The sequence below is a fragment of the Roseospira visakhapatnamensis genome, assembly GCF_014197915.1.
Taxonomy (GTDB): Bacteria; Pseudomonadota; Alphaproteobacteria; order Rhodospirillales; family Rhodospirillaceae; genus Rhodospira; species Rhodospira visakhapatnamensis.
Map to the genome: position 1 here is coordinate 1 of NZ_JACIGK010000096.1, position 1,178 is coordinate 1,178.

The 1,178-nt window shown below is 65.8% G+C and carries 2 protein-coding genes and 1 tRNA gene; all 3 read right to left on the reverse strand.

The annotated features are described in order from the left end of the window. Nucleotides 1–212 (reverse strand): hypothetical protein (locus GGD89_RS19845; RefSeq protein ID WP_221238586.1); only part of this gene is annotated, 212 nt, incomplete at its 3' end. A gap of 85 nt (nt 213–297) precedes the next feature. Beyond that, nucleotides 298–801, reverse strand: coding sequence for a hypothetical protein (locus tag GGD89_RS19660; RefSeq protein ID WP_184049259.1), 504 nt, complete (start codon nt 799–801; stop codon nt 298–300). A gap of 104 nt (nt 802–905) precedes the next feature. Continuing rightward, nucleotides 906–995: transfer RNA gene (locus GGD89_RS19665), tRNA-Ser, on the reverse strand. Between the last annotated feature and the right edge of the window lie 183 nt (nt 996–1,178).

Sequence of the window (1,178 nt, forward strand, 5' to 3'; positions counted from 1 at the left end):
CGGTTCTCCGTCTCCAGCGGAAGGCCGCAGCCAAGGGCCATCAGGTTGACGTGTTGCTCCTGCAGGAGTGTCGCCACCAGTGTCGAGAGCTTGCGTCTTTGCGTCACCCTTTGCCGGGGAACACGACGGCGCATGTCCTCTTCCACAGCCTCTTTCAGAGAATCTATGTCAACCATCAGAACCTCGGGGTTGCCTCCCCTCGGTCGAATCATGCCACGCCGCCTCCGTCAAGCCTCTTCCCAGCACAAACTGACCCGTGGCAAGCGGTGCTGTCGCCGACACTGCCCACGGACGGTTTCACGCCGGCGTCTGGCCCTGGTGGTATTGGGCGAGGATGAAGCGCTTGAGCGCGGGACCGAAGTGATCGGCGACGCCATCGGGCCGCGCCGCCAGCATCGTGACCCCGTCCAGCGTCACCCACCGCTCGCGGCGATAACACACCGTGTGGGCCTCGATCTTGAGCTCCTGGACCGTGAACCGCTCGGTGCCCTTGAACCGGGAGCCGGGCGGGACACCATCGACCGCGATCCGCCGCTCCTCGACCACGCCCGACGGCTTTTTCGGCCCGCGCCGCCGCTTGCCCTCGCGCCGGGGCCGTTTGTCCGTCGCCTTGTCCATGCCAGACGGCTTGGACGGCGGCTTGATGTCCGGCTTGCCCTTCAGCCCCTTCAGCCGCGCGATCTCGTCACGCAACGCCCCGTTCTCGGAGACCAGCCGGGCGTTCTCTTCCAGCAGACCCAGCGTCAACGGCTTCAGCGTCGCCGGAAAAAGGTCATCAATGTCGAAGGGCGGCTTGACCATGCCCGCAGCGAATCACGGACCGCGAGTCTGCGCAACCAAATGTGAGTCGCGATGCCGCCACCGCCCGAACTTCTGCCCCGGTTACCTTACCAACAACGATAAATTGGCGGAGGGGGTGGGATTCGAACCCACGGTACGGTCACCCGTACACCGGTTTTCGAGACCGGCCCGTTCGACCACTCCGGCACCCCTCCGCAGGGTTTGGGCGGCGCGCGGCGCCGCGTCGACGGGACGCGGGGTTGTAGCGCCGTTGCCGCCCGTTTGTAAAGCGTCGTTGGCACCGGCCAGCAGTTCTCAGGATGGGGTTGGAGTGTGTCGCAACCGGGTCTGGTGATTGAAGGGACAGGTGAGGAGGGGCGGGCTCAGGGTGGCTGGGG

What these genes read in the sequence shown, in the direction of transcription:
- GGD89_RS19660 (WP_184049259.1), bottom strand. Translation starts at nt 801, where the DNA reads ATGGTCAAGCCGCCCTTCGACATTGATGACCTTTTTCCGGCGACGCTG.